Origin of the sequence: Sporomusa sphaeroides DSM 2875 (assembly GCF_001941975.2) — a bacterium.
GTDB lineage: Bacteria > Bacillota > Negativicutes > Sporomusales > Sporomusaceae > Sporomusa > Sporomusa sphaeroides.
The window spans coordinates 2096098-2121647 of the sequence record NZ_CP146991.1 but is presented as its reverse complement, the minus strand read 5'-3'; the positions used below and the strand labels follow the sequence as shown (position 1 = coordinate 2121647).

General features: G+C 44.6%; 23 protein-coding genes, 4 tRNA genes and 1 other RNA gene. 2 read left to right on the top strand and 26 right to left on the bottom strand.

Features of this window, described 5'->3' with window-relative positions:
* Positions 1-173: 173 nt before the first annotated feature.
* Positions 174-2081, bottom strand: coding sequence for a glutamine synthetase (locus SPSPH_RS09780; protein WP_075755505.1), 1908 nt, complete (start codon positions 2079-2081; stop codon positions 174-176).
* Between the two features lie 197 nt (positions 2082-2278).
* Positions 2279-2953 carry a TMEM165/GDT1 family protein gene (locus SPSPH_RS09775; protein WP_075755504.1) on the bottom strand — a complete coding sequence of 225 codons (675 nt, stop codon included), beginning with the start codon at positions 2951-2953 and terminating at the stop codon, positions 2279-2281.
* 134 nt (positions 2954-3087) lie between these two features.
* Between SPSPH_RS09775 and SPSPH_RS09770 the strand changes: the two genes are divergently transcribed.
* Complete coding sequence (locus SPSPH_RS09770; protein WP_075755503.1) at positions 3088-3648, top strand: nitroreductase family protein; 561 nt, start codon at positions 3088-3090, stop codon at positions 3646-3648.
* Positions 3649-3779: 131 nt separating this feature from the next.
* Here the strand turns inward: SPSPH_RS09770 and rnpB are convergent.
* The 10 genes from rnpB to SPSPH_RS09720 form a co-directional block, all read right to left on the bottom strand.
* Positions 3780-4134, bottom strand: an RNA gene (gene rnpB, locus SPSPH_RS09765) — RNase P RNA component class A.
* A 104-nt stretch (positions 4135-4238) separates the two neighbouring features.
* Positions 4239-5357, bottom strand: a complete 1119-nt coding sequence (locus SPSPH_RS09760) for a Nif3-like dinuclear metal center hexameric protein (RefSeq protein ID WP_075755502.1) — start codon at positions 5355-5357, stop codon at positions 4239-4241.
* On the bottom strand, positions 5348-6037 hold the full coding sequence (locus SPSPH_RS09755; RefSeq protein ID WP_075755501.1) for a tRNA (adenine(22)-N(1))-methyltransferase: 690 nt from the start codon (positions 6035-6037) through the stop codon (positions 5348-5350). The genes SPSPH_RS09760 and SPSPH_RS09755 overlap by 10 nt, the downstream gene beginning before the upstream one ends.
* A gap of 151 nt (positions 6038-6188) precedes the next feature.
* Positions 6189-6264 (bottom strand) — tRNA-Val (locus SPSPH_RS09750).
* 156 nt (positions 6265-6420) lie between these two features.
* A tRNA-Glu gene (locus tag SPSPH_RS09745) sits at positions 6421-6495 on the bottom strand.
* A gap of 9 nt (positions 6496-6504) precedes the next feature.
* Positions 6505-6579: transfer RNA gene (locus tag SPSPH_RS09740), tRNA-Ile, on the bottom strand.
* 161 nt (positions 6580-6740) lie between these two features.
* Positions 6741-6816 (bottom strand) — tRNA-Asn (locus SPSPH_RS09735).
* A 61-nt stretch (positions 6817-6877) separates the two neighbouring features.
* Complete coding sequence (gene rpoD / locus SPSPH_RS09730; RefSeq protein ID WP_075755500.1) at positions 6878-7984, bottom strand: RNA polymerase sigma factor RpoD; 1107 nt, start codon at positions 7982-7984, stop codon at positions 6878-6880.
* A gap of 56 nt (positions 7985-8040) precedes the next feature.
* Positions 8041-9861 (bottom strand): DNA primase, encoded by a 1821-nt coding sequence (gene dnaG / locus SPSPH_RS09725; protein WP_075755499.1) that lies wholly within the window; start codon positions 9859-9861, stop codon positions 8041-8043.
* A 373-nt stretch (positions 9862-10234) separates the two neighbouring features.
* A complete protein-coding gene (locus SPSPH_RS09720; protein WP_075755498.1) occupies positions 10235-11233 on the bottom strand; it encodes a deoxyguanosinetriphosphate triphosphohydrolase in 999 nt (332 codons plus the stop codon).
* 134 nt (positions 11234-11367) lie between these two features.
* Between SPSPH_RS09720 and SPSPH_RS09715 the strand changes: the two genes are divergently transcribed.
* Positions 11368-11844: an LptA/OstA family protein gene (locus SPSPH_RS09715; RefSeq protein WP_075755497.1), complete on the top strand. Its 477-nt coding sequence runs from the start codon at positions 11368-11370 to the stop codon at positions 11842-11844.
* An 82-nt stretch (positions 11845-11926) separates the two neighbouring features.
* On the opposite strand, the gene SPSPH_RS09710 is transcribed toward SPSPH_RS09715, so the two are convergent.
* The 14 genes from SPSPH_RS09710 to SPSPH_RS09645 form a co-directional block, all read right to left on the bottom strand.
* Entirely contained in the window at positions 11927-12748 is an 822-nt protein-coding gene (locus tag SPSPH_RS09710; protein WP_075755496.1) for a pyruvate, water dikinase regulatory protein, read from the bottom strand.
* Positions 12741-13400, bottom strand: a complete 660-nt coding sequence (locus SPSPH_RS09705) for a helix-turn-helix transcriptional regulator (protein ID WP_075755495.1) — start codon at positions 13398-13400, stop codon at positions 12741-12743. Before SPSPH_RS09705 ends, SPSPH_RS09710 begins: the two co-directional genes overlap by 8 nt.
* A 68-nt stretch (positions 13401-13468) precedes the next feature.
* The gene (glyS, locus tag SPSPH_RS09700; RefSeq protein WP_075755494.1) at positions 13469-15532 is read right to left on the bottom strand and encodes a glycine--tRNA ligase subunit beta; all 2064 of its coding nucleotides are present in this window, start codon (positions 15530-15532) and stop codon (positions 13469-13471) included.
* A 3-nt stretch (positions 15533-15535) separates the two neighbouring features.
* Positions 15536-16411 (bottom strand): glycine--tRNA ligase subunit alpha, encoded by an 876-nt coding sequence (glyQ, locus tag SPSPH_RS09695; protein ID WP_075755493.1) that lies wholly within the window; start codon positions 16409-16411, stop codon positions 15536-15538.
* 299 nt (positions 16412-16710) lie between these two features.
* Positions 16711-17151, bottom strand: a complete 441-nt coding sequence (locus SPSPH_RS09690; protein WP_075755491.1) for a DUF4342 domain-containing protein — start codon at positions 17149-17151, stop codon at positions 16711-16713.
* Positions 17152-17211: 60 nt separating this feature from the next.
* Positions 17212-17952, bottom strand: a complete 741-nt coding sequence (gene recO / locus SPSPH_RS09685) for a DNA repair protein RecO (RefSeq protein WP_075755489.1) — start codon at positions 17950-17952, stop codon at positions 17212-17214.
* A gap of 235 nt (positions 17953-18187) precedes the next feature.
* Positions 18188-19483: a hemolysin family protein gene (locus tag SPSPH_RS09680; protein ID WP_075755487.1), complete on the bottom strand. Its 1296-nt coding sequence runs from the start codon at positions 19481-19483 to the stop codon at positions 18188-18190.
* Between the two features lie 59 nt (positions 19484-19542).
* The gene (locus SPSPH_RS09675) at positions 19543-20124 is read right to left on the bottom strand and encodes a DUF502 domain-containing protein (protein WP_075755485.1); all 582 of its coding nucleotides are present in this window, start codon (positions 20122-20124) and stop codon (positions 19543-19545) included.
* Between the two features lie 127 nt (positions 20125-20251).
* On the bottom strand, positions 20252-21145 hold the full coding sequence (gene era, locus SPSPH_RS09670; protein ID WP_075755483.1) for a GTPase Era: 894 nt from the start codon (positions 21143-21145) through the stop codon (positions 20252-20254).
* A complete protein-coding gene (locus SPSPH_RS09665) occupies positions 21138-21542 on the bottom strand; it encodes a cytidine deaminase (protein ID WP_075755481.1) in 405 nt (134 codons plus the stop codon). Before SPSPH_RS09665 ends, era begins: the two co-directional genes overlap by 8 nt.
* A gap of 14 nt (positions 21543-21556) precedes the next feature.
* The gene (locus SPSPH_RS09660) at positions 21557-21904 is read right to left on the bottom strand and encodes a diacylglycerol kinase (protein WP_075755479.1); all 348 of its coding nucleotides are present in this window, start codon (positions 21902-21904) and stop codon (positions 21557-21559) included.
* The gene (ybeY, locus tag SPSPH_RS09655) at positions 21895-22368 is read right to left on the bottom strand and encodes an rRNA maturation RNase YbeY (RefSeq protein WP_219930480.1); all 474 of its coding nucleotides are present in this window, start codon (positions 22366-22368) and stop codon (positions 21895-21897) included. The genes SPSPH_RS09660 and ybeY overlap by 10 nt, the downstream gene beginning before the upstream one ends.
* Entirely contained in the window at positions 22319-24502 is a 2184-nt protein-coding gene (locus SPSPH_RS09650; protein ID WP_075755475.1) for an HD family phosphohydrolase, read from the bottom strand. The genes ybeY and SPSPH_RS09650 overlap by 50 nt, the downstream gene beginning before the upstream one ends.
* A gap of 72 nt (positions 24503-24574) precedes the next feature.
* Entirely contained in the window at positions 24575-25549 is a 975-nt protein-coding gene (locus SPSPH_RS09645) for a PhoH family protein (RefSeq protein WP_075755473.1), read from the bottom strand.
* Between the last annotated feature and the right edge of the window lies 1 nt (position 25550).

Sequence of the window (25550 nt, the reverse complement as noted above, 5' to 3'; positions counted from 1 at the left end):
TATATACACTATTATATACATACTTATCCTGGGACTTAGCCGCTCTTGAACTCCCGCTTGTAGAAGATAGGGGCCTTAGAGCAGGTTAGTCTCAGAATAAAAGGAAAGCAGCATGGGTAAAAATCCCAGTGAAATTTCACTGGGATTTTTACTATTAGTAAGGTGATATCCTATTAACAATGGATCATATTCTTCTTGTATTCACGATAGAGTACTTTTAATTCATTAACCTTATCTGACATCTCAATTTGCAGGGCTGATGCAGTATCATAATCGCCTGCTTGAATAGCCTCTTTAATCCGGGTAAATATACACTTTTGCGATAAGCAGTCTTTGGCAAGTCCCACTCTGAGAGCATTAATCTTATCCCAGTTGGAAAGGTCAAGATCACTGGCACAATCAGCATTATGCAAGAGTACTGCCTCTTTTACAACACCGAGATTTTCCGGAATAATGCGATTGAGCAGTTCAGTTTTCCAGCGAACTAACGCACCAGCCACAAAAGCCTTAACCAGTTCGGGGCGGAAAGATCCGCCAATAGTAAGTGTTTTAACCTTCTCCGGATATTTCTCGATATTTTGCATGTTTTCCCAAACAGTGGCAGGCGGTTTGCCAAACAAGCGATTACGCTCTTCGGCAGAATAATCATCAAATACGTCATGTTCGCTGCGATACGCCCGTTCTGTTTCAAGATAAAAGCCTTCTTGCCCGGCTTCTTTGGAAAGCTCGGCATCCAGTTCTGCTATTGTTTTGCCAGAATTTACGGCAGCTTTAATACCATCAAGCATGCTCATATAAATAGCCGTTATTGCAATATAGGTATTGGTATACGGATTCGGTGAACGAACTTCAAATCTGGTAGCCATCGGATTATTAACATCACGTACCAGTCCCGCCAGGATGGTTCTGTTACGCGAAGGCACGGCCGGAGTATGGCCTAAGGAGGTTACGATACATACCGGTGCCTCAAAACCGGGCTTTAAACGATTAAGCGAGTCATTGGTTGAAGAAATGAACGGGTTAATGACTTCGTAATGCTTTAAGAGTCCCATGATTGCACCATAACCAATGGCGCTTAAAAAATACTGCTTCATATCAGAAGGCGAGAACAGGTTAACGACTTTTCCAGACTTAAGTTTTGCTGCAATGCCGACATGAGTATGTTCACCACTGCCAGCAACACCAATTATCGGTTTTGCTTTGAAGGTTACCTCCAGGCCATTTGCCCGAAAAGCTTCTTTCACAATAATTCTGGCTTGAAGCTCATTGTCTGCGCATTGCAAAGCATTAGAAAACTTCCAGTCAATCTCCAGCTGTTCCATAACATGGTTTAAGTGACCGGTTTCATCGATCTGTGCTTTAACGCCACCGACTTCCTTGTGACCCATTTCCGGTTCAAGACCATATTTGGCCATCATCAATATGGCTTGTTCCATTGCAGTACGGACATTGCCACGTGTCCGCTGCCAGTATTGCTCCTGTAGAACCTGGGAAGCCGACAGTTCTTCCACTTCTGCTTTGTTGGCCGGAGTTTTTACCCAGAATTCGAGTTCGGTGGCCGCAGTAAAGAGAATATCGTCTACATCAGCAGCGTTGATATGTTCTAAGCCGGCAATCTTACTATTGTTTTGGAAAAGAGCCTTGATTTCCGCTTTTATATATTCCATGCTTTGCGCTAAAATGGAACGGGAGTCAACTCTAAGTCCATCATGTACCAGGAACGCCGGAATCCGGAGAGTACCGACAGGTTTACCGGTTTCCTCATCAATATGTTCATAATTATAGTCTACAAACCAATTAACACTGGCATCGGCCAGCATGTCCAGTTTGGCGTTGTTTAATGTTGCAATGCCGGTAAGAACAACAGACGAGCCATCTGTCTGGACTGCACTGCCATCATAAAATTTTTCCATATCCTCCATGAACAAACCAATAGGAATCTTCTCATCGGTATCATTACCAGCCAAGTCAATACCCACCAGTGAAGCAAACTTGATTTCCGGGTGATTAGTTAACAGGTTCAAAATTTCTTCTTTACCATATTTACCTGCAGGAATTACATACACTAAATCTTTAGTCATTTCCTTCACCTCATCATAAAATATTCATCTTATAGGTTCTCGCAATAGACCCTGGCCAATTCGGGCAAAAAAACAAACTCCTCCACTTTGCAGGTGTGAAGGAGTCGCCATTGACTCAGTCATATTTAAATATGTACTTAATTATAGCATAAAAAATCCTTTTGTCTAGATACTAAATTACTTTTTTCTATTTTTACTCATTCCCCTTGTCCATGTGGCTGTTTTCCCCCATGCCCCATTCTGGCAACCAGGAGCATTGCCAACAGGATAACAGATACCCCACCTACCATAACAGGTGTCGTTACTATGTGGCGCGGTAAATATTCATATAAGCCGGCTACACCAAAGAAAATAAAGATACTAGCGGCAACCCATTTTACTAATCGCTCAGGAATCTTCTTGCCTAGCACTACACCAATAACTATACCGATGGCATTGGCAATCATCATGCCGACTGTGGTTCCCAGCCAAACAGGTATGATTTGATTGGCAAACTGAGCTGCCAGTGCGACGGTGGCCAACTGGGTTTTGTCTCCCATTTCTGCAATAAAAAAAGCGATAGTGACTGTCCAAAAGGGGCTGCGGTTAGTCTCTTTATCTTCACCGTTAAGTTCATCTCCCCGGATTGTCCACAAGCCAAAAATAATAAATGATGCCGCAGCAGCAATCTGCACATATTGTAACGGCATGAATAGCGTTATGTAACTACCAACAACTACAGCAAAGAGATGATTAAGAACGGTGGCTACGAAAACACCGGCCAAAACGGTAGGCCACGGATAACGAGTGGCAAACGCCATGCCCAGTAATTGTGTCTTATCCCCCATTTCAGCAAGTATAACAAAGGTAAGTGATGTAATAAATGCTGTCAAAAAGATTCCTCCTTAACAAGGTTAACTCATCTACTAGTATGACCAAAATACAATAAGTTTTCAACCCCAAAACTTTACATTTGAATTTGATTCAGTTATGCTATTGCTATAATCATGGAAAAGGATGTGATTACATGGAGCTATTAGAAGCCATTAATAGCCGCCGCTCAGTACGAAGTTATACCAGCGCCCAGGTAGATAAAGCAACAATTGAAAAACTGCTCGACGCTGCCGTACAGGCCCCCAGCGCTATGAATTCCCAGCCTTGGGCCTATGCTGTAATTCAAAATGCCGCCCTGCTCAAAGAATATTCCGACCGCACCAAGCAACTTCTCCTGGCATCGCTGGATAAATTTCCGCAGCTTAACAAGTATAAAGCAGCATTTGAAAACCCTGACTTCAATATTTTTTACAATTCCCAGTCACTGGTAATTATCTTTGCCAAGCCTGGATCTCCAAATGGTACTGTGGATTGCTGTTTAGCCGCACAAAATTTTATGCTGGCAGCACACAGCCAAAACCTTGGCACCTGTTGGATTGGCTTTGCCCAGAGATTTTTAAGTCTGGCTGAAATCAAGGAAGAACTCGGCGTCCCGGCGGAATATGAAGCAGTAGCCCCGATCATCGTAGGTTATCCGGAGGTCAAGCCGCCGGCAGTACCTAAAAAAGCTCCGGAAATTTTATTCTGGAAATAATACAAAACCCGCAGCCAAAATGCTTGCGGGTTTTTTTATCCTGATAGAAAGTATAACTTTCGCCTGGATAAGGGCAACATCGGCTTGTGCCTTCGCCAAAGGCTCGGCGCAAGCCGTGTTTTCTTTATGCTTGTCTGAGTAGTCAATAAGCCGAGTTCTGTTCCGCGTTAGCGGTGATGATCATTTATCTGGGCCGGCAGTTGCCTGACAGCTCAAGCGACACAACCCGGAAGGCTCAGCGGGCAGCTTCATCCCTTCCCTATTCGGTCTTGCTCCAGGTGGGGTTTACCTAGCCAGTCAGTCACCTGACTGCTGGTGCGCTCTTACCGCACCGTTCCATCCTTACCTAACCAAGGTTAGGCGGTCTGCATTTCTGTGGCACTTTCCCTGAGGTCGCCCTCGCTGGACGTTATCCAGCACCCTGCCCTAAGGAGCTCGGACTTTCCTCGAGTGCAATCAAGCACCCGCGATCATCTTTCGTACTCAGAGGTTAATCAACCGGATATTTATTATATCACTTGTTCAACACTAAATCAATAAGAACTAAGCAGTACTAAAACAAGAGTTGCTCCGGTCAAGACATAGCTGTATTAATAGGATCTAAATACATCCTGCTGTACATTACTAGCCATAATTTGTACATTCCAGTTTTTTTTGCCGGCACACAGGGTTAAATACCTGACCACACTTTCCACCACCGGTTGTTCGGTAGCAAAATGACCGGCATCTATAATAACCATCCCCTCAGCAATTGCCTGCTGGGCATCATGATATTTTACATCGCCGGTCACCAGGACATCGGCTCCCACCTTACTTGCGGCTTCAATCAAACTGGCCCCGCTGCCACCGCATACCGCCACAGTGTTAATTACAGCATCGGCCGGACCTGCCACTTTAATTGCTTCAACAGCTAACGCCGTCTTTACCTTCTGTATAAATTCTGCCAAAGGCATTGACTCTGTCAGGCGGCCAACACGTCCCAAACCGTGACGAAGGCCGCTATTTTTAAGTACATATTCATCGTAAGCAACTTCTTCATAAGGATGGGCCGCCAGCATAGCAGCAATCACCTCAGAGCGCCGCGATTTTGTGACAATGGTTTCCAGCCGGTATTCCTCAACAAATTCAAGCTTGCCCTGTTCACCGATAAATGGCGCAGTCCCGGCAAGCGGTAAAAATGTGCCGATCCCCTGAGTCTGAAAAGTGCAATGGCTGTAATTCCCAATATGCCCCGCACCAGCTTCAGTCATAGCCATGCGCACCTGTTCGACATGGGAGGCAGGAACAAAAACTGCCAGCTTGTGCAGCGGCTCCTGATAAACCGTCGTCAGCGGCGCAATAGCCAGCAGATTGAGTTTCTGGGCCAGTACATCATTCACTCCCCCGGGCGCACTGTCAAGATTGGTATGGGCGGTATATACGGCGATTCCATGTTTAATTAAAGTGGACAACATACTTCCTAATGGCAAATCGGTGCGAAGCTGCGAAATTTTTTTAAATATTAGCGGGTGATGGGCAACAATCATGTCAGCGCCTGCCGCGATTGCTTCACTAATAACCGCCATATCTACATCCAAAGCTACACTGACTTTATGTATAGTCTGTTCCGGACTGCCAACCAACAGACCAACATTATCCCAATCCTCTGCCAAATAACCAGGAGCTAACTGCTCAAGCCCGGCAATAATATCACGGCATTTTACAGACATGCAAGCTTGTCCTCCAATTCTTTCAGTTTTCCATTAAACTCTCTGTATTTTACAGAATTAACGGCTTCCGTACTGCCGGCCATTGCCGAAAGTACGCCACGCAAATGACTGATCAATTCTTCGATATGCTGTTTCAACAGCGGATGCCTTGTATGCCAGAGCAGCGGTCCAATTTCATATAATACCGGCTCCACTTGCCGGCTTATTCCTTGTTCTGCCGCAATGATCTGATATAACCGCCCATCCTCTTCCACCAATTGTTCATCAACGATGTGCCAATTGTTAATACATAACCATTCTCTAACAAGTGCGGCAGCAATCATGGGTTGTAAAATAAGGCGTTTAATGCTTATCGTCACCTCTGGCCGGGATGTCAAAATGTCAATAATATTTGCCCCACCCATGCCGGCAATCACAGCGACGTCGGCTTCGCCGGGGCTAAGTACCTCAAGGCCATTCCCCTGCCGTACGGAAACCTGTTCTGCCAATTGCCGGGATTCCACCGCGTTTTTCGCCGATAGATAGGGGCCATAATGGATATCCCCGGCAATAGCGCGGGAAATAACATTTCTGGTAACAAGATATATTGGCAAATAAGCATGATCTGTACCGATATCGGCCATAGTTGCTCCGGCAGGAACCATGTCTGCAATGGTTTTTAATCGTTCGCCCAATTTCATTGTGTATCCTCCTGTCGGTTTGTCCTTGTTATTATTTCGCCTGGTGGCTAAAAAATCCTTTCCTCCTATATAGTAAGAAAAATCGCTGACGCGCAAAATCATTCTATTAGACTAAACAAAAAACCTGCGAGCTTAACTTCGCAGGTTTTTATGGTGGGCGATGACAGGATCGAACTGCCGACATCCTGCTTGTAAGGCAGGCGCTCTCCCGGCTGAGCTAATCGCCCGGGTAATTAGAATAAAGGATGTTCTGCGCTACCGCTCAGAACTAAGCAATTCGCACAGGTTCTGGTATCGCTTTCGCTCTCCAAAACCTGGCTCTCTGCTTATCAATCAGGTTCTCATGTCGCCTATTGGCTCACGAGAACCTGGTTCGCTGCTTATGGTGACCCGTAAGGGAATCGAACCCTTGATACCGCCGTGAAAGGGCGGTGTCTTAACCGCTTGACCAACGGGCCAGAACTAAATGGTGGGCCCACCTGGGATCGAACCAGGGACCAGCCGGTTATGAGCCGGCTGCTCTACCGCTGAGCTATAGGCCCTAGAGAGATTAAAACAGGTTTTCCGAAGAAAGCCTGTTTGGAAACATAGTTAGAAACGTATAGGATAGGATGTTCCGCGCTACCGCTTGGAACTAAGCGATTCGCACAGATTTCCGCGTCGCTGTCGCTCCTAGAAATCTGGCTCTCTGCTTATCTGCTTATGGCTCCTCGAGTAGGACTCGAACCTACGACCGATCGGTTAACAGCCGATTGCTCTACCAACTGAGCTATCGAGGAATATCGCCAACGTTAATTATTATAAGATAATGTATTTATTACGTCAAGTAGTTTAGCAAATTTACTCAAGGAAGTCTTTTAATTTCTTACTGCGGCTTGGATGACGAAGTTTCCTCAGTGCTTTAGCTTCTATCTGGCGAATCCGTTCACGGGTAACGCCAAAATACTGCCCCACTTCTTCGAGAGTACGAGCCCGGCCATCATCCAGGCCAAATCTGAGACGCAGCACTTTCTCTTCACGCGGAGTAAGTGTTTCAAGCACTTCCTCCAGCTGTTCCTTAAGCAACATAAATGATGCTGCTTCAGCAGGAGCAGGCGCGTCCTGGTCTTCAATAAAGTCGCCTAAATGAGAATCTTCTTCTTCACCAATAGGCGTTTCCAATGATACAGGTTCCTGCGCGATTTTCATAATTTCCCGTACCCGCTCGACACTAACATCCATAGCTTTGGCAACTTCTTCCGGCGATGGTTCACGCCCAAGTTCTTGCAGCAGCTGGCGTGACACGCGAATGAGCTTGTTGATGGTTTCCACCATGTGCACTGGAATACGGATAGTACGAGCCTGGTCGGCAATAGCTCTGGTTATGGCCTGGCGTATCCACCAGGTAGCATATGTGCTAAATTTATAGCCCTTGTTGTAGTCGAATTTTTCTACAGCCTTAATTAGTCCCAAATTACCTTCTTGAATAAGATCAAGGAACAGCATCCCCCTGCCAACATACCGCTTGGCAATACTTACAACCAGTCGTAAATTAGCTTCTGCAAGCCGGCGTTTGGCCTCCTCGTCTCCTTGCTCCATACGCTTTGCCAGTTTCACTTCTTCATCAGCGGTTAAGAGCGGTACCCGGCCAATTTCCTTAAGGTACATACGAACAGGGTCATCGATGTTAATGCCTTCAGGAATGGTGAGATCTATATCTACTTCTTCGGCTGTGGATTCAATCTCAGCCATGTCAGGGCCTTCAATCAATTCACTGTCCGGGGCATCATCAACAATTTCAATACCTTTATTGCTAAAGATTTCATACATATCATCAATTTCATCAGGACTCATATCATCGGTCTGCATAGTATCCATAATTTCGGCATATGTTAACACACCGCGTTTTTTTCCTTTATGCAATAGCTCATTGACATGCTCGCCTGAAGTATTTTTCTTATCGGCCATAGTTTTCCCCCCTTCCCGTGGCAATCGATAGTAGTTGATTTATCCATACCTGCTTATTAGTGATGCAATTTGCTAATTTCATGTTTAATTCGCTGACTTTCCGCCAGTTCCTGCAGAAAGCTACTATCCCCCATGCGTTCTAATTCGTCGGCCATCAGCCGGTGTTGTTCGTACAATGTTGTTAAATGAGCTAACCTAATGGTTTTTATACAATCATCTACTAATTTGACTACATCCTCAAACTGTATTTCCATTAACATAATATGTGAAAATTCGTTATTGGCTTTTTCACTTAAGCTATTTACAACTGTATTTAGTTCTGCCTGTGTAATATTTTTTTCCATATTATACGCATTAAATATCAAATTAATTATCTCTTGTTGCAAAACGCCCTGAAATTCTTGTGGAAAAATTTTTGCAAATACATAAGGAACCAGTGATAAATCATCGCACATCAAACGAATCAGTTGACGTTCAGCCTGAACTACTGCTGGTGCCGGTTGTTTATATAAGAAGGCAATGTTTATAGTTTTCCCGTTTTTTACATTTTTATCCTTTTTAAGCTGAACTATATATTTTGTTATTTCGCTCCGTAAAGCGCTTTCATCAACAGCAAGTATCTGAGATAACCGTGTAATATGAGCATTGATTTCTACTGCATTATCTGCCTCGGCCAAAATGGGTGCCAGTTTGCCAACAACAGCAATTTTGCCTTGAACAGTAGAATAATCATCTGATTTTAACGCTTGGTCAAGCTGATAATCCAACAGAGACTGTGCTGCTGCTAGTAACTCTTCAAAGGCTGCACTGCCATGTTTCCTAATAAACTCATCCGGATCCTTACCATCTGGTATTGTTACTACCCTGATAGCTGCGCCTAACGCCCGCACAGTATTGAGCGCCCGCAGGGTTGCATTCTGGCCGGCTGCATCGCTGTCATAGGAAAACAAAAGCTCAGTATTAAGGTTATTAAGTTTCAGGAGGGTTCTGGCCTGTTCTGGTGTAAAAGCTGTCCCCAGGGATGCCACTACATTTTTGATGCCATGAGTATACAGCATGATAGCATCCAGATAACCTTCAACAATAACCACCTTGCCTAAGTCGCGAATAGGCTTATATGCACTCTCAATGCCGTATAGTACCTGGCGCTTATTAAAAACTTGAGTTTCCGGTGAATTAAGGTATTTAGGCTGAGTATCATCCAAAACTCTGCCACCGAAACCTACAATCCGGCCTCTTACATCGCTTATCGGAAACATAATACGGTTACGGAATCGATCGTAAACGCCATCTCCTGATGTCCGGGCAGCACACAGCCCTGATTTCAGCAGTATATCAAGAGTAATGCCTCTTTCACTGAATGCTGATGATAGTTTATCCCAGAATGGTGGTGCAAACCCTAGTTTAAAAAAATCAATACATTCAGCAGTTATGCCACGACTGGTCAGATAATCACGGGCCGGTTTACCATAATTGGTTTTGGTTAGACAGGAATGAAAAAAATCTCTGGCTAACTCGTTTACCTGATATATTTTGGCTATTTCCTGATCCCGGGCTTGCTCGCGCGGGGATTTTTCCTTTTCCGGCATAGGAATGTTAAGTTTTTTCGCCAAGAGCTTTACCGCTTCAAAAAAAGTAATGCTTTCAACTTTCATGAGGAAATTGAAAACATTGCCACCGCTCTGACAACCAAAACAATAGAAAAAACCTTTATCCGGAGTTACCGAAAACGAAGGTGTCTTCTCGTTATGGAAAGGACAGCATCCCCAGTAATTTTTCCCTTTCTTTTTTAACGCAACATAGTCTGAGACAATACTGACAATATCACTTTCCGAGCGCAACCTATCGATAAAATCATCGAAAATCGCATCTTTCATAAACTCACCTTATCCAGGCAATGAGCAAATTCTCCTGCTGTGTTTTTAATACATGATTCTGCAAATAGTTCCAACATCTGACTTAATTCTGCATTAAGAGTAATATTCCTGCCAAAAAACAGCAAATATAGAAAGTTGTTTATGCATAGTTCAGTGCAACCGTGTTTTTCAGCAGTCACTTTAGTAATTATTATTCAATATAAATGACAAAATTCCTCTTTTACATCTTGACAAAACTGATAATATTTGTTTAGAAAGAAAACACGGCTTGTGCGAGCCTCTGGCAACGGCACAAGCCGATGTTGATCCTGTTTTAAGAAAGTTTACTTTCTGTTAGGATAAAAAACAGAGCCTAATGTGTAAGCTCTGCTGACTATTTTGGTATCCCCCAGGTAGCAGGGATAAATAATTTTTCAAACTGCTTAATGGCATACAAATCCGTCAAACCGGCAATATAGTCAACAACAATGGTTTGCAGCCCCCATCGTTCTTCACGTTCTAAAAATTCCTGTGGCAAATTGCCAGGAGCGGACATGTAAGATTCAAAAAGTTTGCTAATAACGTACATAGCCTTTTTCCGGTCAGGTTCAAGCGCATCTGAACGATAAATCCTGCTAAACATGAATGAACGGAATTCGTTCATGGCGTCTTTAACCCGGCCGGACATAATAATTTCATTTTTTCCATCAGACTCTGTAATAATATCTGACACCATAACAGTTATCATGCTGGAGGGGTTTGAACCGAGTACCTTAGAAACCTTTGCCGGTAAATCTACCGGTTTGAGCATGCCGGCCCTAATACCGTCATCATAATCATGACACAAATAGGCGATACGGTCGCCGTAGCAAACGATATTACCCTCAAGCGTAAAGGGTTTATTTTCGCCTGTATGGTTTAAAATTCCATCTCTTACTTCGGCAGTCAAGTTAAGCCCTTGTCCGTTCCGTTCCAAATGCTCTACCACTCGTAAGCTTTGTTCATTATGATGATAACGCCCGATAAGGTCACGTAAGGCGTATTCCCCTGCATGTCCAAAAGGAGTATGTCCGACATCATGCCCCAACGCGATGGCTTCTGTCAAATCTTCATTAAGCCTGAGTCCACGGGCAATGGTCCGGGATATTTGCGCAACCTCCAAACTGTGCGTCATGCGCATACGGTAATGGTCACCAGGAGATATATACACTTGCGTTTTATGTTTAAGACGTCTGAAGGCTTTACTATGAATCACGCGATCCCGGTCCCGTTGAAAGGCTGTACGAAAATCACAAAGCGGTTCTTCATGATCCCGGACGGCTTCCCGGCTTTTTGCAGCATAACTGGATAATATTTTAAATTCTTGTTCTTCAATGCGCTCACGAATTTTCATATGTTCAGCCTCCTTTTCTATATATTATACATTATTTCCCTTTATGAGACTAGTTTTTCTCAGTATTACACATTTTGGCAGAGCACAACTCCGAATAATTTGTTATAATAATATAATAGAAAGGGGCGTAACGGATGAGAAGCAAAATATTTTTATCCACTCTTTTAATCTTAGTACTTTTCACAGGCCTGGCAGCGGCAGCAAAACCGGTAGTAACAGCTGATCGTACATATTTTGATATTAGTACCGGTCTTTATGTTCTAAATGGCAACGTCCGCATTGAGATGAAAAACCGGATAATAACTGCCGGCCAGGCAAAAGTTAACCCGGTTTCACTGGAAATCTGGGGTTCGGGCGGCATCACCGTAACTGAGAATGATGTGCATTTTACCGGTGACAGTGTATATGTCTACGGCACTAAGGATAAGGCAAAAATTGACGGTGGCGTTAACCTGTCCCGCAACGGATTAGCTATCACAGCCGATACTGTGGAATTTAACTGGCGTACCAAAATAGCTGTTTTTAACGGCAATGTTAATGTAGCTCAAAACGGCAGCCATTGGTCAGCTGATTCTGTCAGCTATAATGTCAAACTTAATAGTTTCCTTTAAAATGATTTAAAGTGATTAAGAAAATCCCTGGCCGCAATGCGTACCAGGGATTTTTACTATTTGGCGTAAAACGTCATTTTTTTTACAAATTGGCTAATTTGTTTTTCTGAACAATTTCCAATATCCGGTTTGCCGTCTCTTCGATAGCTTTATTGGATACATCAATTATCGGGCACTGCACTCGGCGCATAATCGACCGGGCATAGTCAAGCTCCTCGTGTATCCGCTCAATATTGGCATAGCTGGCATCAGGCCCTAATCCCATTGTTTTGAGGCGTTCACTGCGAATTTCATTAAGCTTGAACTTGTCAATAATCAGGCCAACTGTGCGATGAGGCGGTACTTGAAAGAGCTCCTGCGGCGGCGGTATTTCCGGCACAAGCGGCACATTGGCTACTTTGACTTTTTTATGAGCCAAATACATGCTTAGCGGGGTTTTTGAGGTGCGCGAAACACCAAGAATTACAATATCGGCTTTTAGCAACCCCCAGGGGTTTTTGCCGTCATCATACTTTACGGCAAACTCTACCGCTTCCACCCGTTTAAAATATTCCTGGTCAAGTTTATGAATAAGCCCTGGTTTTAATCTGGGAGTTATGCCACTGATGTCTTGCACTGCAGCAATCATCGGACCCATAATATCGATTGTCGGAATATTATGTTCTTTGGCCTGTTCTAATAATGCCTCACGCAAATCAGGAGAAACTAAGGTATGACAAATAACACAAGAATGGTTGGCTGCTTCCTGCACTGTTTCGGCAATTTGTTCCACCGAGTTGATATAAGGTATCCGGATAATATCAAATTCACTGGAATTAAACTGACTAGCCGTAGCGCGAGCCACCATTTCAGCCGTTTCACCAAGAGAATCTGATAATGCATAAATAATCGGCAGCTTAGCCATAACTGTCTCCTCCTCGTCCTTCGCCAATTTCAACAAACACTCTGGTAATATTGGTTTTAGTTAGACGCCCGACTACTTCATGCTCATGAACTTTGTTGCCCTGCAGGTTAGCCGGAACAACAACCGGCAGACTATCCACCTCGTTGTCAATAATTTTTTTGGCAGCTGTTAAAATTGGTTCCTCCGGAGTTGTTGTAATTATTTTCGTCACCGGTGTCATAAGTACCTTTACAGGCATTTTATGCAGGTCGCTTCCACCCATAGCCACCTTAAGCACATCTTTACGCGAAACCACTCCACCTAAAATGCCGCCTGGTTCAACAACATATACTGAACCGACATCTTCCAGGAACATAGTGACAACAGCATCATAGGCGCTTGTGCCAGTGGTGACAACAACAGGCACTGATTGCACATCCTTAACTTTTATCCTGTTAACTTGTTCAGTTAGCAAGCTTAGAGTATTTTTGCCGGTATAGTAGTAGCCCACCTTGGGTCGGGCTTCTACCATACCGGACATCACCAGGATAGCTAAATCAGGCCTAAGGGCGGCTCTGGTTACACTAAGACGTTCAGCAATTTGTTCCCCGGTAATCGGGCCTAATGTTCTGACCATCTCAGCAATTTTTTCTTGCCGCGGCGTTAAACCCAATAACTGCCCCCCCTTTTTGCTGATAGAAAGGCTACATAAGCCGCATTTTCCCTACAGGCGAAAAATAACTATATTACGACAATTTTCGTTAAATCAGCGGTATGTGCGGATAGGCCGGAAATGGCTTTTAGTAACGCCAGACGGTTGTTTTTGACAGCCGTATCTTCCACCATAACCATGACGGCTCCGAAAAATGCATCAATTGGTGCAGCCATAGCGGCCAGTACGGTGAGCACACCCTGATAATTTTTTTCGGCTTCATGCTTGGCAACAGCTGCCCGGGCATCGATGTACGCTTTGTATAAAGCGTGTTCAGCCTCGGCTGTAAACAAACCTGGATCAATAGTCTCTGAGCTGGCATTCTTCGCTAAATTTCCGACACGAATCAGCGCCTGCACTGCTTTTTGCATAGCGATAGTTCCGCCTTCGACAGCCATGGCTTTTGCCCTTAACCAGGTATCATAGATATCATCAACACCTACTGCTAATACGGCATCGATCATATCATACTTTAACGCTTCATCTGTTAGAACATTTTTTATCCGCAGACGGAAAAAATCTTGTATGTCTGCCAACAGTTTAGTCTTCCGCTCACTATCGCTTATACCCAATAAATCCATAGCCTGAGCGGCTATCGCTGTTAAAGAAACAGGATACTTGGCTTCAATTAAAATATGTACAATACCCAGCGCCTGACGCCTGAGTGCGTACGGGTCCTGTGAACCTGTGGGAATGAGGCCCCGGCTGAACGTAGCCACAATATTATCCATCTTATCAGCTATGCTGATTAATCGTCCTGCGGTTGTTTGCGGCAGCATGTCACCGGCAAACCGTGGCAGGTAATGCTCAAATATCGCTTGGGCAACTGCCGGATTTTCGCCATGCAGCAGCGCATATTCCCGCCCCATGATACCTTGGAGTTCGGTAAATTCACAGACCATGCCTGTCACTAAATCAGCTTTTGCCAGATGTGCTCCCCGGTTAACGATAGTAAGCTCCTCCTGGCTGATTCCCTGCATCTGTCCAATAGCAGCCGCCAAACGTTCTAAACGCAGTACTTTATCATAGAGTGTACCCAAGCCTTCCTGGAATACTATGGATTTTAGTTTCTCCACCCGGTCGGTCAAAGCTACTTTTTGGTCTTCTTCAAAAAAGAACCTGGCGTCAGCCAATCTGGCCTTCAATACCCGCTCGTTTCCGTGGCAAACAATGTCAATATGCTCGGCACCGCCATTCCTTACGGTAATAAACATTGGTAAAAGCTTGCCATCTTTGCCGGTTACGGGAAAATACCGCTGATGCTCACGCATGGGAGTAATAATAGCCTCCGGCGGTAAACTAAGATATTTTTCTTCAAAACTGCCGCATAAGGCTGTGGGATATTCCACTAAATGAACTACTTCTTCCAAAAGTTCTGCATCAATGGTCGCTGTTCCTCCCCGGCTCAGCGCTAAAGTTTCAATTTGCTCCCTGATTACGCGGCGGCGTACATCCGGGTCAACCATAACGTAGTTTTCGTCAAGCCGGGAAAAGTAATCTTCCACCGAATTCACTTCGATTTCAGCCTTACCCAGGAAACGATGCCCGCGCGTCATGTTGCCGGAAGTTACTCCCGGCAGAGTGAAAGGCACCACTTCGCTGCCAAACAAAGCTACCACCCAGCGGATAGGACGGGCAAAACGCATATCCAGATGTCCCCAGCGCATACTTTTGGGGAAAGATAAATGATTGATAATATCGGTTAACAGTTCTGGCAGAAGTTCGGTTGTCTGCCGACCTACTTCCTGGACAACAGCGTATATATAACCATCTTTAACCACAAGCGCCGAAGGATCAACACCCTGTCCCCGGGCAAACCCCAAAGCGGCTTTGGTAGGGGTGCCATCTTCAGCAAACGCTATTTTAACAGATGGTCCTTTATTTTCGCTATGTTTGTCTGCTTGACTGCCGGCAACCGCTCTGATGATAACAGCCAAACGCCGCGGCGTGCCGACAGTCCTGACCTCGCCGTGGGCAATTCTAAGTTCCGCCAATTTGGTTTTCGTTATATTTTCTAATTGTGCCAATGCACCTGGCATAAATTTCGCAGGAATTTCTTCTGTTCCAATTTCCAAGAGTAGATCTTTGCTCATGGCTTATTTACCTCCCTTTAGGAGCGGATAGCCGAGATTTTCCCGCTGCTCCAGATAACCTTGCGCGCACAGACGGGCCAGATTCCGTACCCTGCCGATAAAGGCGGTACGTTCACTAACGCTGATGGCGCCGCGGGCATCAAGCAGATTAAAACTGTGGGAACATTTTAGCACATAATCATATGCCGGCAATACATAACCCAATTCAACAATACGAATGGCTTCTTTTTCGTACAAATCAAACAGCTTGAATAATAGCTCAGTATCGGCAATTTCAAAATTATAATGGGATTGTTCCACTTCATTGCGATGAAAAACATCACCATAGGTAATACCATTTACCCATTCAATATCAAAGACATTTTCCTTGCCCTGAATATACATGGCCAAGCGTTCCAGTCCATAGGTAATTTCTACAGATACTGGTTTAACATCAATACTGCCCACTTGCTGAAAATAAGTAAACTGAGTAATTTCCATACCGTCCAGCCACACTTCCCAGCCCAAACCCCAGGCCCCCAAAGTAGGGGATTCCCAGTTGTCTTCCACGAAGCGGATGTCGTGTTTTTCCGGCTCAATTCCCAGTTTCGCCAAACTGGCTAAATATAATTCCTGAATATTCGCCGGTGAAGGTTTCATAATAACCTGATACTGATGATGCTGGAATAAACGGTTGGGATTATCCCCATACCGTCCGTCAGCCGGGCGGCGTGATGGCTCAACATAGGCCACATTCCACGGCTCAGGCCCGAGCGCCCGTAAAAAAGTCGCCGGATTCATCGTACCTGCACCCTTTTCTACGTCATAAGGCTGCTGAATAATGCAGTTTTGTTCTGCCCAAAAATTTTGCAATGTCAGGATTATCTCCTGGAATGTCATAGAATTCCCTCCTAAAAAAATAAAAACATCTTGTCCCAGTAACTTTAATCAAGTTACAGGGACGAGATGTTATTCCCGCGGTTCCACCCTGATTGGGCACATAGAAGCGCCCCGCCTTAATCTATTGCAGGTTTTACTCTCTGACGATTTCCTCCTGCGGCTTGGGAAGGCCTTTCACCTTGATAATACCGGGCTTACACTCTCCCCGGTTCGCTGTACGGCAAGGTTACTTATTTCCCGCATTGCCTCATTGTATACTTTTTTACCAGAATAACAAATGTCCTCAGGTTTGTCAAATACTAAAACACATCTTTAGGGAAATCAGCCTTGGCGGCTTCGGCTTCATCAGTGTCATCGGCATCAGGTTCCTGGCGTACTACCTCGATAGTACAACGTTTGAACACAGCCACTAATACACCCAGAGCAGCCAATTGCGGCAGCACTACAGCACCGATGGCACCTAAGGCAACCGGTATTTCAGCCAACACCCTGCCTTCATGCTTCACGCGTATTTTATTGACATTACCTTCCCGAATGAGTTCTTTGACCTTATCAATAACCTCAGTAGAACGTACTGAAAATTCCTCTGTCCACTTCCCATCAGTTTTGGTTAAGCCCTCAAGTTCAATTAGAGTATCAATCACATTGCCCTGATTACGTTCCAAAGCCTCTTTGGCTTCCCGGTACGAAACACTTGTGCGTTCTCTAATCAGGTCGATTTTCTCCAAGGTAATATCCATGTCATAATCCCCCAAGCAGTTTTGCTTAGTTTCTCCTTATTACAGCAAAGCTATTCTTTATTATAAGGAGTTAATCCGGTTAATGAACTCCAGTGACTTTAAAGGGCGCTCTAATTGGTGTCGGACAAACCCATACAGCAAGGTTTCGATATTTACCAGGATTCTGGCATTAACAGCAAACTGCCCTGGATTATCTAAATCAAGAGTGCATACTTGTTCTAAAAACTTTTGGTCGGCCTGGGGAAAAACAGGGTCATTCGCCAGGCTGCATTCGGCACAAGTGCTGCCACCGGCAGCAAAACTAAAGCTAACTGGGAAAATTAGTTTTTTGCCACATTGCGCGCACCGCTCATACTCAGGTTGAAAACCGGCTAAGGCTAATAGCTGCCATGCCCCTGCCAGGGCCGAAATACGCGGGTTGCGAACGGCAAGCAAACGAAAAACCGCCAGCAAGGTATCATATGCCGCAGCTTCAGGCTGCCGCTCTGGCCATAACCCTGTTGCCAGTTCGGCAATGAAATTAGCGTATGCCAGTTTGGTTAAATCTTCTCTGATTTCCCGGAAAGAAGTTTGCACTTCACATTGTTTTACCGCATCCATGCCTTTTCCGGCAGTCATTGCCAGAGACAAGTGGGTAAATGGCTGGAGGCCTCCTCCCAGCTTGCTTTTAGGTTTACGGGCACCATAGGCCATAGCTCTTATGATTCCATATTCACGTGAAAATAAAGTGACCACTCTGTCGGCAACGCTCCAATCGCGTGCTGCCAACAGAATGGCTTCTGTCTGATACTCTACTGCCATCTAGCCTCACGTAATCCATGATTTGAAAAATTTGCTGGTAAAAGCATCGGTTCTGTGGATTCATCCGCCGGTTCAGAGGTATTGCCAGGACAATCTTGACATGCACGATAAGCAAGGTAAGCATCGATATTACCGGTACTAAAGAAAATCTCCCACATGGTTTCCCGTAATAACACTCGACATCATCCCTTCACACGATATTGACAAGCAGGATTAGCCACAAAAACCTATTATATTACGCTTCTGCCACTGCTTGCAGCGGCAAAAGCGGCACAGCCTTAACTCTTACAATCCTAAAACCGTTAACATGCAGCACCTCAAAGGAATAGTCACCGATATCCACCTTGTCACCGGCCTCAGGACGCCGTCCCAACATGCCGAAGATGTAGCCGCCAAGGGTGTCTTCCTCATGTTCATCCAACCGGATATTTAAGAGTTCAGTTACATCATCTAAAAGTACTCCGCCGTCAAATTCATAGCTGCCGTCAGGCAAACGCTGGATTTCCACCTCTTCAGTTACATCATCATGTTCATCCTGAATATCGCCAACGATTTCTTCAATAACATCTTCCATCGCCACCAGTCCGGCCGTGCCTCCGTATTCGTCCGCAACAATAGCCAGATGGGTACGCTTACGCCGCATAACCTGCAATAAGTGAGCTACCGACATGCCTTCGGGAACCACCAATATTTCGCGCACAATGGCGGTTAAATCTTTTTTATTATTTACAAGCAAATCAAAATCCATTATATCGCGAATATGAATCATGCCAATAATATGATCCTTATCCTCCAGACAAAGCGGATATCGGGTATGGCCGGTTTCTCTAACCACTCGCATATTTTCTTCAAATGAATCATCAGCAAACAAGCAGATCATATCCTGGCGCGGTACCATGATTTCCCTTGCCAAACGATCAGCAAAATCGAAAACATTATCAATTAATTCGCTTTCCATCTGATTGAGTACCCCGCCGCGGTGACTGGCGCTTACAATCATCCGCAGTTCTTCCTCCGAGTGAGTCAGTTCTGCTTGGTTAGCAGCCTTAATCCCCATTAACCCCAAAATCGACTTGGCCGCTTGATTACACAGCAAGATAAACAGATATCCGGCCTTGTGAAAAATATATAGCGGCCAGGCACAAGCCAATGCCAGATTCTCCGGATGTTGAATAGCCATTGATTTTGGCACAAGTTCTCCTAAAACAATGTGCAGGAAAACAATGGTCATAAAACCGATGACAATACTTATGGTAGAAATCAGCCACTCGGAAACCGGAATATAATTGAGTAACAGGGGACCTATCAAAGCAGATATGGCCGATTCCCCCAGCCATCCCAGCGCCAAAGATGTCAGTGTAATACCCAGTTGGGTTGCTCCCAGATATGTGTCAAATGAGTTTACTACTTTTAAAGCTATTTTAGCCCGGCCATTGCCTTGATGAGCCAGTTCTTCCAGCCTGGTTTTCCGAATTTTCACCAGTGAAAATTCAGCCAGCACAAAGAACGCATTTGTTAAAACCAATAGCATGACGGCCGCCAGTTTTATTAAACTGAATAAAGGCGAATCGATAAAGCATCTCTCCCTAGTTATTTGGAATCATTACTGCGTGGCATAATAGAACCTGCAGTAATAACATATTGTAATGCGCTTTCGCTAGTTACGTCTAAAGGTATTATGTCCCGTCTGGGCACAATAATATTAAATCCTGCAGTCAGATTTAAACTCATAGGAACGAACACGCAGACATGTTCTTCACTAAATTTTTCCGCCAGCGGTGCTGATAATTCGGGCATAAGAAATCCCAGTGATTTGACTCCCGGGTGAGGATAAGGCACTAAAACCGCATTTTGCAAAAGTTTTTGTGATTCAAATACTGCCGTTGCCAATTGCTTGACACTGTTATATATAAATTTCACTACAGGTATTGAACCTAACAGCCGCTCACCGTACCCGATTACATTTTTTAAAAGCCAGTGGGAGGATAACCAACCCACAAGAACAATTACCAGCAATACCACAACCAGAGCCACGCCGGGAAAATGAATCGGCAGATATTGTCCCAGCAGACGATCAGTGAATGAAAAGATATTGATAACAACAAACGTCGTGATGGTAATTGGTACAATGAGAATTAACCCATTAAAGAAATATTTAGAAAACCACTTCATTAATTCACCTCTCCTTACAAATCATACCATTAACCACCGTATTGGTCAATATATGTTACATGTTTATAGCCTGCGAAAGAAAAGGCTGCCGCAAGCGGCAGCGCAAAAAACGGTTATTATGGCTTTACTACTCGAAACCAAAACTTTTTAATACATTTGCCCGGTTACGCCAATCTTTTTTGACTTTGACCCAAAGATCAAGATAGACTTTCGAACCCAGCAGGTTTTCAATATCGGCACGCGCCATTCTGCCAATATCTTTCAGCAACCGGCCGCCGGCACCTATTACAATGCCTTTTTGCGAATCACGTTCCACATAAATAACAGCTCTGACATACAAGTCTTCATTTGCTCTGGTAACTATTTCTTCAATATCAACAAGGATTGCATGGGGAATCTCCTCTTTGGTCAGATGCAGCACTTTCTCCCGGATAAGTTCGGCAATAACCAGCCTTTCCGGCTGGTCGGTAATCATATCTTCCGGGTAATATTGCGGTCCGGGCTCAAGGTAGTTCTTTATCTCAGCAACCAGTCCGTCAAAGTTAGTTTGATCAAGTGCCGAAATCGGAACAACAGCGGCAAAATTGAAGGCAGCGGTATATTTTTCGATAATGGGAAATAATTTTGGTTTTTCTATGCGATCTATTTTATTGACAACCAGAATGACCGGTGTGCGGGCATTGGCCAGGTTATCTAGTATGTAGCGTTCTCCTGGCCCCATTTCGGCAGTCACATCAACGACAAATAAGATAACCTCCACTTCGCGCAACGAGCCTTCCGCTTCTTTAACCATATACTCACCCAGTTTGTGTTTGGGTTTATGAATGCCCGGGGTATCAATAAAAATAATTTGGGCATCGTTCTGAGTAAGCACTCCCATAATTTTGTTTCTGGTGGTTTGTGGCTTATCAGACATGATGGCCACTTTTTGTCCGATTAAATTATTCATTAGTGTTGACTTGCCAACATTAGGGCGGCCAATAACAGCCACAAATCCTGATTTGTAATTTTCTTTATTCATTATTATCACCGTCTTTATAAAAATCAACTTTAGCAAAACTAAAGGGTAACAGCTCATCCATAGTAACCAGCCGCCGATCGCCTTTAAGGTTCATTAAAATAATTTGGCTAATGCCAAATTCAGCCATAACCTGCCGGCAGGCACCGCAGGGAGAGACCGGACCGGGCGTATCAGCCACTACGGCTATTGTTGTAAGTTCTGTTTCTCCTGCCGATACGGCTTTGAAAATAGCCGTGCGCTCAGCACAGTTAGACAGACCATAGGAAGCATTCTCGATATTGCAGCCCGTAAAAATCTGTCCGCTCTTCCCCTGTACTGCCGCTCCTACCTTAAATTTGGAATAAGGCACATAAGCCTGTTCTCTGGCCTTGACAGCGGCTTTACCCAGTTCCTCCATAGCATCGTTCCCACCTATTTAAACAATTTGTCCCAGAATAAAACATAGCCAACACCTACGGCAGCCAATGCCTGAACCAGCACGGCTCCGGCAGCGGCATCTTTAGCCGCTTTGGCCAACGGGTGAAACTCCGGCGAAACTTTATCGACAAGCGCCTCTATCGCCGTATTTATCATCTCAACAGCCATTACAGCAGCAATCGTAACAATTAAAACAGCCAGTTCAATACGGCTCAGTCTCCAATTCCAGGCTGCGGCAAGTACGAGCAGAGCAGCCGTTATATGGATCTTCATATGCCGTTCTTTGCGCACACAATAAACAATACCGGCAATGGCATATCTAAATGCCGCTATTATTTGCATACCGGCAGCGATTGCTCGCGCGTAATACCGAGAAGGGATAAAACATGTTCTTCTTCCCGGCGCATTTCCTGTTGTTCTTCTGCCTCCTCATGATCATAGCCCAGAAGATGCAGCATGCCGTGAACTGTTAAATACGCCAGCTCCCGCTCCAAGCTGTGTCCATATTCCCCGGCCTGCCGGGCGGCCGTCTCCAGCGATATAATAATATCACCAAGCAAAATCTCAATATCAGCCGGAATCTGGTTAATATCCGGCTCATGAGTGCCTTTGCAATGATCATTCATTGCAAAGGATAATACATCGGTAGGCTTATCTTTACCCCGGTACTGGCGATTGAGCTGGTGAATATATTCATCATCAGCCAATACTACGCTGACTTCGGCCTGGGGCTCTAATCCATATACCTCAGCCGCCTTATTTAGTACCTGGTTCAACATGCACTCCATCGCCGACGTTATCGTCATCTTTTCCTGCAGGTTGTTTATTATTATTTCCATTCTTGTTTTTTCTCCTCTCAAGCTCTTTTAAAGCTTCAGGGTATTCGATACGGCTGTGAAACATGCTTGACAACAGACGGATATAAACATCGCCAATTATCTTCAGATCTTTTAAGGTAAGATTACAATCGTCAAGCTGACCGTCTTGCAACCTTTCCCGGATAATTTTCCGCACAGTAGACTCAATCCGGTTAACATTTGGTTTGCCAATTGACCGCACTGCCGCTTCACAGGCATCGGCCAGCATAATAAGCGCCGCCTCTTTCGTTTGCGGTGCCGGCCCTTCATAACGAAAATCGTCTTCAATAACACATTCACCATGCTCGTGTTCTGTTGCCCGCTTATAAAAATAGGATACAAGTGTTGTGCCATGATGTTGCTGAACAATATCTGTTATTACCTGCGGCAGCTTATAATCCCGGCACAGATCAAGGCCATCCTTAATATGTGAAGTAATAATCAAGGTACTCAGCGATGGTGCAATTTTGTCGTGCGGGTTTTCGCTGCCTGCCTGGTTTTCAATGAAAAAATACGGTCTTTTGGTTTTACCAATGTCATGATAATAGGCCCCTACCCGGACAACAACAGGATCGGCACCTACCGTAACGGCAGCCGTCTCAGCCAGGTTGCCAACAAGTACACTATGATGGTAGGTTCCCGGCGCATCCAACAGCAGTCGCTGCAATAGCGGATGGTTGGGTTTGGCTAGATCCAGAAGCTTTACCGGTGTAGTAATATTGAAGGCATTTTCAAGGTAAGGCAAAAGCCCGATTGTAATTACGGCAGAAAGTATTCCGCCAATGGCGCCAAACAGCCCCTGCAGCAAGATTTCACTGCCGTTAAGCTGCTCAATAAGGCCTGTCGACCCAATTACCAAAAAATTGACGGCCGCGATGGAAACACCGGCTTTGGTTAGACTGTAACCATGAACCATCTTGGTTACACTGTATACACCTGTCATACCACCAATAAGCGCAGCAGCCACTGCTCTTAAATCATGTTCAACAATTACACCAAAAAACATAGCCATAATTACACCTACAACCAGCCCTACCCGTGCATCGATAAGGATAGCCGCCAGGAGAGCACCAGCGGCAACCGGTGCGGCAAAATCTGAATAATAATGGGCTACTTTGGCAATTATCATAGTGACCAAAACAATTAGGCCGAGCAAAATCAAGTATCTGTCGTTGGCATGGATGCTATTGGCAAATTGATATAAATACCCCATCGAAATTCCCATAACCAATAACACAAAGACAGCCAGCCCCAGGATCCGCGCTGCGTTCACATTGCCGGCATAAAGTCCTAATTCTTCCATTACATGAATTTGTTCACTTGTAACAACATCGCCGCGCCTTACCAGTATCTGACCCTTTTTAACCGTTTCCCGAACAGGCTCAATATTGGCCAGCGCCGACTGCTTACGTTTGTCTGTTTCGCGAACATTTAAAATAAAGTTAGGTCTGATCAATGTTTGCGCAATTCCGGCTACTATCGTCTCGGCATTTTTATTAAGTCCTAATTCTTCAGCTTCCAGCACTACCTGTTTTCTGGCAATTTCAAGGTCATCATCCCTAATGCCACGCTGTAGATATTTGCGCAATATCGCTGTAGTGTAGTTTTCTGTTTTTACTAAGCCGTCTTCATCCAAATGAATCAAACCGGTAATAACGGCACTTGACAGACTTACAGGTAAACCGTGCGTTAGTTTCTCCAATTTCTGCTCACTGGTAGTCAGGCTGTTGTCTGCCAAAACAGCCTGCGCTGAACGAAAAATAGTTTTGACATCTTCTTCCGCTTTCGCCATAACGGCAACATCCATGTCATACACATTAGCCACACTGGCCAGGACCTCAATCTCAAGTTTTTTAGTTTTAGCACTATCTACATAAGATACGGTCCGTGGTGCAATTACATCCCTGTCACTTACTTCTCCAACAAGCAGTGATACTTTTTCCGGTATAAAATCAGCTGACAAACATACCATATACAGCACAAAAAACACAACAAACATCAGGATTCGACGCACTAATGGCCGGGTATAGATACTTCCCGGCTTAAGAAACAGTTTTCGCAACCTGTTATTAACCGATATCATCTTTTTTCACTCCAGACAAATATTGAGCACTGTCGGCAAAATCTTTATCTTTTATCAGCACTCAATAAATTCTTACTTTTGACCGTACTGTTCATAAGCCTTGATGATTCGGCTGACTATTTCATGCCTTACTACATCGCTTTCATCCAAAGTACAAAGTGCAATACCGGGAACACTGTCCAGTACGGCTTGGGCATGCTTAAGGCCTGATTTAACGCCTAAGGGCAAATCAATTTGCGTTATATCGCCGGTTATAACCATTTTAGAGCCAAACCCCATTCTGGTCAGAAACATTTTCATCTGTTCAGCAGTTGTATTTTGCGCTTCATCCAGAATGATAAAAGAATCCTCCAGTGTCCGTCCCCGCATATAGGCCAAAGGGGCTACCTCGATAATGTTTTTAGTCATATGTTTCTGTACAGTATCTACGCCCATGATATCATACATGGCATCATACAACGGTCTTAAATAGGGATCTACCTTTTCCTGAAGATCACCTGGTAAAAAACCAAGCTTTTCACCGGCTTCTACCGCCGGCCTTGTCAGAATTATTTTCTCTACCTGCTTATTTTTCAAGGAAAATGCTGCCATAGCAACAGCAAGATAAGTCTTCCCGGTTCCTGCCGGTCCTATTCCGAAGGTAATAGGATTACGCCGGATCGCATCTAAATACCGGCTTTGTCCGAAAGTTTTTGGCTTAATATGACGGCCCCTGGCACTAACGAGAATGGTATCGGCAAACATTTGATGAAGAAAATCTGCCTGACCAGCCAAAATCATGCGGATGCTGTATTTAACATCGTGGCTGGTTACCGGATTGCCCTCCCGATATAAATAAATCAGCTCGTTAATCAAGCGGATAAGATTGTCAACTTCTTGCGGTCCACCGTCGAAAACTATTTCTGTTCCTCTGGCCGTTATCCTGCTGGCAAAATGCTGGCTGATTAACCCTAAAAATTCATCATTTCTTCCTAAAACTGCTACTGCTTCTTTAGTGTCTGCAAAGCTAACCCGTTTCTCCAAACAACCAATGCCCCCTAATACCATA

Bases quoted from the DNA above. Each gene is read 5' to 3' on its own strand.
- SPSPH_RS09780 (WP_075755505.1), bottom strand. From the start codon at position 2,081: ATGACTAAAGATTTAGTGTATGTAATTCCTGCAGGTAAATATGGTAAA.
- SPSPH_RS09770 (WP_075755503.1), top strand. From the start codon at position 3,088: ATGGAGCTATTAGAAGCCATTAATAGCCGCCGCTCAGTACGAAGTTAT.
- SPSPH_RS09760 (WP_075755502.1), bottom strand. From the start codon at position 5,357: ATGTCTGTAAAATGCCGTGATATTATTGCCGGGCTTGAGCAGTTAGCT.
- SPSPH_RS09755 (WP_075755501.1), bottom strand. From the start codon at position 6,037: ATGAAATTGGGCGAACGATTAAAAACCATTGCAGACATGGTTCCTGCC.
- rpoD (WP_075755500.1), bottom strand. From the start codon at position 7,984: ATGGCCGATAAGAAAAATACTTCAGGCGAGCATGTCAATGAGCTATTG.
- dnaG (WP_075755499.1), bottom strand. From the start codon at position 9,861: ATGAAAGATGCGATTTTCGATGATTTTATCGATAGGTTGCGCTCGGAA.
- SPSPH_RS09720 (WP_075755498.1), bottom strand. From the start codon at position 11,233: ATGAAAATTCGTGAGCGCATTGAAGAACAAGAATTTAAAATATTATCC.
- SPSPH_RS09715 (WP_075755497.1), top strand. From the start codon at position 11,368: ATGAGAAGCAAAATATTTTTATCCACTCTTTTAATCTTAGTACTTTTC.
- SPSPH_RS09710 (WP_075755496.1), bottom strand. From the start codon at position 12,748: ATGGCTAAGCTGCCGATTATTTATGCATTATCAGATTCTCTTGGTGAA.
- glyS (WP_075755494.1), bottom strand. From the start codon at position 15,532: ATGAGCAAAGATCTACTCTTGGAAATTGGAACAGAAGAAATTCCTGCG.
- glyQ (WP_075755493.1), bottom strand. From the start codon at position 16,411: ATGACATTCCAGGAGATAATCCTGACATTGCAAAATTTTTGGGCAGAA.
- SPSPH_RS09690 (WP_075755491.1), bottom strand. From the start codon at position 17,151: ATGGATATTACCTTGGAGAAAATCGACCTGATTAGAGAACGCACAAGT.
- recO (WP_075755489.1), bottom strand. From the start codon at position 17,952: ATGGCAGTAGAGTATCAGACAGAAGCCATTCTGTTGGCAGCACGCGAT.
- SPSPH_RS09680 (WP_075755487.1), bottom strand. From the start codon at position 19,483: ATGCTATTGGTTTTAACAAATGCGTTCTTTGTGCTGGCTGAATTTTCA.
- SPSPH_RS09675 (WP_075755485.1), bottom strand. From the start codon at position 20,124: ATGAAGTGGTTTTCTAAATATTTCTTTAATGGGTTAATTCTCATTGTA.
- era (WP_075755483.1), bottom strand. From the start codon at position 21,145: ATGAATAAAGAAAATTACAAATCAGGATTTGTGGCTGTTATTGGCCGC.
- SPSPH_RS09665 (WP_075755481.1), bottom strand. From the start codon at position 21,542: ATGGAGGAACTGGGTAAAGCCGCTGTCAAGGCCAGAGAACAGGCTTAT.
- SPSPH_RS09660 (WP_075755479.1), bottom strand. From the start codon at position 21,904: ATGCAAATAATAGCGGCATTTAGATATGCCATTGCCGGTATTGTTTAT.
- ybeY (WP_219930480.1), bottom strand. From the start codon at position 22,368: ATGACGATAACGTCGGCGATGGAGTGCATGTTGAACCAGGTACTAAAT.
- SPSPH_RS09650 (WP_075755475.1), bottom strand. From the start codon at position 24,502: ATGATATCGGTTAATAACAGGTTGCGAAAACTGTTTCTTAAGCCGGGA.
- SPSPH_RS09645 (WP_075755473.1), bottom strand. From the start codon at position 25,549: ATGGTATTAGGGGGCATTGGTTGTTTGGAGAAACGGGTTAGCTTTGCA.